General features: G+C 63.1%; 9 protein-coding genes and 2 pseudogenes. 4 read left to right on the plus strand and 7 right to left on the minus strand.

The genetic code is table 11. The annotated features are described in order from the left end of the window. Positions 1–387: 387 nt before the first annotated feature. From VZ95_RS15370 to VZ95_RS28925, 3 genes and pseudogenes are all read left to right on the plus strand, one after another. Positions 388–855 carry a MarR family winged helix-turn-helix transcriptional regulator gene (locus VZ95_RS15370; RefSeq protein WP_156995335.1) on the plus strand — a complete coding sequence of 156 codons (468 nt, stop codon included), beginning with the start codon at positions 388–390 and terminating at the stop codon, positions 853–855. Positions 856–986: 131 nt separating this feature from the next. Further along, positions 987–2,108, plus strand: coding sequence for a DNA polymerase III subunit beta (gene dnaN, locus VZ95_RS15375; protein ID WP_045776640.1), 1,122 nt, complete (start codon positions 987–989; stop codon positions 2,106–2,108). Further along, positions 2,105–2,209 (plus strand): annotated as a pseudogene (locus VZ95_RS28925) (hypothetical protein); the annotation flags it as partial. The gene dnaN and the pseudogene VZ95_RS28925, both read left to right, overlap by 4 nt. A 54-nt stretch (positions 2,210–2,263) precedes the next feature. On the opposite strand, the gene VZ95_RS27315 reads toward VZ95_RS28925, so the two are convergent. Beyond that, a complete protein-coding gene (locus VZ95_RS27315; RefSeq protein WP_232302686.1) occupies positions 2,264–2,419 on the minus strand; it encodes a hypothetical protein in 156 nt (51 codons plus the stop codon). An 87-nt stretch (positions 2,420–2,506) separates the two neighbouring features. After that, on the minus strand, positions 2,507–2,692 hold the full coding sequence (locus tag VZ95_RS27320; RefSeq protein WP_232302687.1) for a hypothetical protein: 186 nt from the start codon (positions 2,690–2,692) through the stop codon (positions 2,507–2,509). 1 nt (position 2,693) lies between these two features. Here VZ95_RS27320 and VZ95_RS27325 point away from each other — a divergent pair, with 1 nt between their 5' ends. Then, positions 2,694–3,164 carry a DNA replication/repair protein RecF gene (locus tag VZ95_RS27325; RefSeq protein ID WP_232302688.1) on the plus strand — a complete coding sequence of 157 codons (471 nt, stop codon included), beginning with the start codon at positions 2,694–2,696 and terminating at the stop codon, positions 3,162–3,164. A gap of 67 nt (positions 3,165–3,231) precedes the next feature. Here the strand turns inward: VZ95_RS27325 and VZ95_RS29365 are convergent, their stop codons facing one another. The 5 genes and pseudogenes from VZ95_RS29365 to VZ95_RS15400 all read right to left on the minus strand — a co-directional run. Beyond that, positions 3,232–3,438, minus strand: a complete 207-nt coding sequence (locus VZ95_RS29365) for a HepT-like ribonuclease domain-containing protein (protein WP_408606100.1) — start codon at positions 3,436–3,438, stop codon at positions 3,232–3,234. Continuing rightward, positions 3,405–3,533 (minus strand): annotated as a pseudogene (locus tag VZ95_RS29370) (HepT-like ribonuclease domain-containing protein); the annotation flags it as partial. The pseudogene VZ95_RS29370 and the gene VZ95_RS29365, both read right to left, overlap by 34 nt. A 31-nt stretch (positions 3,534–3,564) precedes the next feature. Further along, on the minus strand, positions 3,565–3,864 hold the full coding sequence (locus VZ95_RS15390; RefSeq protein ID WP_052711824.1) for a nucleotidyltransferase family protein: 300 nt from the start codon (positions 3,862–3,864) through the stop codon (positions 3,565–3,567). Between the two features lie 30 nt (positions 3,865–3,894). Further along, positions 3,895–4,362, minus strand: coding sequence for a membrane protein (locus tag VZ95_RS15395; protein WP_045776641.1), 468 nt, complete (start codon positions 4,360–4,362; stop codon positions 3,895–3,897). Between the two features lie 45 nt (positions 4,363–4,407). After that, positions 4,408–4,615: YegP family protein (locus VZ95_RS15400; protein ID WP_045776642.1), on the minus strand; the 208-nt coding region annotated here is incomplete at its 5' end.

Here is a 4,615-nt window from a genome sequence, read left to right on the forward strand (position 1 = left end):
GCAGGCTTCTAACCCACTCTTTCCCCTCCGAACACCAGCTTCTCTACGCGAGAAAGGATTAAACCCTATGATTCACACGACCCGCGTCTGCCGATCGAAGCAGGCATTTCCCGCTTTTCACGGTGTTAACCGTCATCACGCGATAGCCGATCTCTGTCATAGCTCTCTGATACCGCAGGTGTGTCATGCCGATATTTGTCTCTGTTCCCCTGGGGCCTAAGCTTTACATCGAATTTACCCGTTGGTCGGTGCCCGCCCGCGCCTTGCGCTGGGCTGAGATGCGCCGCGAAAACCGGGAGGTGCTGATATGGTTCGGACGTCTTCACATGATTTATACGCCCTCGCGCTGGATGCCCGCCGTTCCGGCCGGTCTGGGACGGGCCGCTGATGCGCCCGCCGGCTGCCCTGGATAACCCGGCGCAGGTAAGCCTCGGGAGTGACGCCGACGATGCGGCCCTCCCTACGCTCATCCGAGTGCTAGAGGCGTTTCGTACCCTCGACCCGGACCTTCCCATTCAATATGCCCTCTCGTTCCTCACTTTGGCGCAGAACGAGGGGCTTTCTATGGGCGAGTTGGCGCAGCGCCTCGCCATCGCCCAATCGTCCGCCTCGCGCAATATTGCCGCGCTGTCGGACTGGCATTCCTTCGGCAAGCCCGGCCTGGGCTTGGTCGAGGCCCGCGAAGATCCCCGCGAGCGCCGCCGGAAGCTGGTGAGCCTGACCGCGAAGGGCCAGGCTTTCCTGCACCGGCTGACGGCCTTGATGGCGGGCCATAGTCTGCCGGATGCCCCGCAACCGCTGCCGCCGGTTACCGTGGGGATCGATACGCGCACGCCGGTTGCCCATCTCGGCTAACCGCGCTCGCCGGAATGTTTCACGCGAGTCATAAGTCTCTTCCCCCGAAGGGGCGCTATGCTATAGTCGCGCCACCCTCCGACGCGGGCCGCGCGCCCCTCGGGTGACCGAAGGATTGAAGACTCATCGCCATGAAACTGACGATCGATCGTGCCGCTCTGCTCAAAAGCCTGGCCCATGTGCAAAGTGTCGTCGAGCGGCGCAATACGATTCCAATCCTCTCGAATATCCTGATTGAAGCCAAGGACGGCGATAGCGTCTCCCTGACGGCAACCGATATGGATTTGGATATCGTCGAGCAGGTGTCCTGCCCCGTGGCCCTGCCCGGCGCGGTGACGGCCCCCGCCCATACGCTCTATGATATCGTCCGCAAGCTGCCCGATGGCGCGTCGGTCGAGCTGACCTCCGAGCCGGAGAAAGAGCGCGTCACCGTGCGCGCCGGGCGCTCCACTTTCACGCTGCCCTCGCTGCCGACCGCCGATTTCCCCAGCCTCGCCTCGGATGATCTGCCGTTCAACTTCACGCTGTCGTCGGCGGAACTGAAGGCGCTCATCGACCGGACCAGCTTTGCGATTTCGACCGAAGAAACCCGCTATTACCTGAACGGCATTTATCTGCACGCGACGCAACAGCCGAGCGGCCCGGTGATGCGCGGCGTCGCTACCGATGGGCACCGCCTCGCCCGCGTGGAACTGCCGCTGCCGAAGGGCGCGGAAGGCATTCCCGGCGTGATTATGCCGCGCAAAGTGGTGCTGGAGCTGCGCAAGCTGCTCGACGAATCCGATGGGGCGGTGACGATTGGCCTGTCCGATACCCGCATTCGCCTCGCCTTCGGCGCGATTACGCTCTCGTCGAAGCTCATCGACGGCACCTTCCCCGATTACGAGCGCGTCATTCCCACGGGCAATGACAAGGTGATGGAGCTCAATCGCAATAGTTTCGCCGAAGCGGTGGACCGGGTTGCGACCATCTCGACCGAAAAAAGCCGCGCGGTGAAAATCGCCCTCGGCACCAATGGGCTGACGCTCACGGCTAATAGCCCGGAAGCGGGCAGCGCCTTGGAAGAGCTGGAAGTCTCCTACACCAGCAACCCCTTCGAGATCGGCTTCAACTCGCGCTATCTGCTCGATATTCTGAAGCAGGTTCAAGGCGATGTGGCGCAGTTCATTATGGCCGACGCCGCCTCCCCCACAGTCGTGCGCGACCGCGCCGACGGCAGCGCGATTTACGTGCTGATGCCGATGCGGGTGTGAGCCCGGTTTCTCTAACGATCCCGGCATTGAGCCGGGTTCGCTTGCATGATTTTCGCTCCCACGCGGCGCTCGACCTTACGGTTGAAGCGCCTTGTGTGATTCTAACGGGCGATAATGGGGTCGGGAAAACCAACCTGCTCGAAGCCCTGTCGTTCTTAGCGCCAGGGCGGGGGTTTCGCCGCGCCGCGATCAACGAGATCGACCGGCAGCAGGGGCCGGGAGGCTGGTCGATGCAGGTCGCGCTCGATACCGCGCACGGCAGCGTCGACATCGCCACGGGCCGCGTGCCCGCGCAGGGCGACCGGCGGCAAATCCGCATCGACGGCGAGCCCGCGAAAAGCCAGAGCGCGCTGTCGGACCTATTGGTCGTCTCCTGGCTCACCCCGGTTATGGACCGGCTATTTCAGGACGGGGCGGCTGCCCGGCGGCGGTTTCTCGACCGCATCGTGCATGGCTTCCTGCCCGATCACCTCCAGCACCTCAGCCGCTACGAAGCCGCCCAGCGCGACCGGCTGCGGCTGTTGCGCGAGGGCGAGGGCGGCAAAACGCCCCGATCCGCACTGGCTGGCCGCCCTCGAAGACACGATGGCGAGCGACGGCACCGCGATTGCGGCGGCCCGTTGCGACATCACTCAGCGCCTCAGCCTCGCCGTGGCCGCCGGCGTCGGCCCGTTTCCCGCCGCCGACCTCGCCATGCTCGGCACCCTGGAACAGGCTTTGGCCGAAAAACCCGCGCTGGAAGTGGAAGAAGATTTCCGCCGCACCCTGCGCCAAACCCGCCCGCGCGACGCCGCAGCCGGAACCACCACGGAAGGCCCCCACCGCAGCGACTGGCAGGTGATCCACCGCACCAAACAAATGCCCGCCGCCCTCTGTTCGACCGGCGAGCAAAAGGCGCTGCTGATTGCGATTCTGCTGGCCAACGCCCGTCTCATCCGCACGGCGCGCGGCGCGCCCCCCTGCTGCTGCTGGACGAAGTGGCCGCCCATCTCGATCCGGGGCGGCGGCAAGCCCTGGCCGAAGAGCTTTTTTCCCTGGGCGGGCAAGCCTGGCTGACGGGGACCGAGCCGGGGTTGTTCGCGGCGTTTGGCGATGGGGCGTTGCGGGTGGGGTTATCGGCGGATTAGGATTTGAGAAGGCGTTCCAAATCGGCCTTCAGGGATGGCAAACGGAATGTCACCGTATTCCAAATAGTCTTCGCATCGATCCGATCATAGGCATGGCGTAACCAATTCCCCATACCGCGAATATCGGCCCAGGTTGGTTCGGTAACAAGCGCGGACCGTCGTCCCCAAGCCGAATAGCTGCCTCGGTTAGCCGCTGAAGGCATCGTTCGACGGCATCAATGGTTTTGATGTCGGCTTGAAAAGCCTCGAAACTCATACCATCGCTATAGATCATTATCCGATCGATGGCCTCCAGCATGTCCCCGGCCAAGAGTTTCGGATTGCGCGTGTTAAAAGACAAAAACTCGGTCCCGCTCAATCGCCTGCTGCAACGCTGGGCGCGTTACCGGCTCTGGCACCAGATCGACCCTTTGGCCGACAACGGCGGAAAGTTGGCGTTGGACTGCCGAAAGCTGCCACAGATCCAGCCGAATGTCGGGCGCGAATTCGGCGGCGAGATCAATGTCGCTGCTCTCGGTCGCCTCATTGCGGGCGACTGAGCCGAACAGGCTGAGGTGCCGCACGCCCGCCTGTTGAAGCTCGGGCGCGTGATGGCGCAGCAACAGAATTAGGTCAGCGCGGGAGATCATGGCCGGAGAGTAGCATTATCGCCCTCCCCCTCAATTCCGCACCGCCAAAACAACCAGAACCGCGCCTGCAACCGCAATCGCATCTTCAATCAGCGCAGCGGGCAGGTCGCGTCCGAAGGCTTGCGCCAGCCGCGCGCGTGCCGCAGCCCCACCCAAAGTACCGATCACCGCGCCGATGATGCCTGCGACCATACCGCCGATCCAACTTCCCCCCGCAAAACCGAGCGCGGCCCCGCAGAGCGCGCCGCTCACCAGCCGCCCGCCGAACTGTACGGGCACTTTCCGGCTCGGGGTGCGCGGCAGTTGGTCGGAGATCAACTCGCCTATTGCCAGCACCGTAAAAATATAGGGCGTATAGGCATAGCCCAAGAAGGCCAGCGGCGTTGCGGCCAGCGGCAACCAGCCCAAGGCTGCGGCCCAACTGATCGCGGCGGGGGCCATCATCGTTCGCAGGCCAGCAATCACACCGATGCAAAGCGCGAGAAAATAGACGGTCATCGAAGGCTCCGGCAAAATAGGGCTTATAATGCCAGCGGGCGCAGCTTAAGCCGTTTCGTCGCGAATATCGGTCGTCGGGCCGTTTTTCTGGACCGATTCAATGCCATTATCGCGGCCTTGGGTACTTTTGTAGGTCTCGCTGGTGCCGATAATCTGGCCATTTCCGGCCTTCAGATTGAAATAGAACTCGCCATTTTTAGCGGTCAGGCGCTCGTATTTCGTATCGTCGGGGGCGTTTTTTTTTGGACCGAGG

It is taken from the genome of Elstera litoralis (assembly GCF_000963705.1).
GTDB classification, from domain to species: domain Bacteria; phylum Pseudomonadota; class Alphaproteobacteria; order Elsterales; family Elsteraceae; genus Elstera; species Elstera litoralis.

What these genes read in the sequence shown, in the direction of transcription:
- VZ95_RS15370 (WP_156995335.1), top strand. Translation starts at nt 388, where the DNA reads ATGCGCCCGCCGGCTGCCCTGGATAACCCGGCGCAGGTAAGCCTCGGG.
- VZ95_RS15390 (WP_052711824.1), bottom strand. Translation starts at nt 3,864, where the DNA reads ATGATCTCCCGCGCTGACCTAATTCTGTTGCTGCGCCATCACGCGCCC.
- VZ95_RS27325 (WP_232302688.1), top strand. Translation starts at nt 2,694, where the DNA reads ATGGCGAGCGACGGCACCGCGATTGCGGCGGCCCGTTGCGACATCACT.
- dnaN (WP_045776640.1), top strand. Translation starts at nt 987, where the DNA reads ATGAAACTGACGATCGATCGTGCCGCTCTGCTCAAAAGCCTGGCCCAT.
- VZ95_RS29365 (WP_408606100.1), bottom strand. Translation starts at nt 3,438, where the DNA reads ATGCCTTCAGCGGCTAACCGAGGCAGCTATTCGGCTTGGGGACGACGG.
- VZ95_RS15395 (WP_045776641.1), bottom strand. Translation starts at nt 4,362, where the DNA reads ATGACCGTCTATTTTCTCGCGCTTTGCATCGGTGTGATTGCTGGCCTG.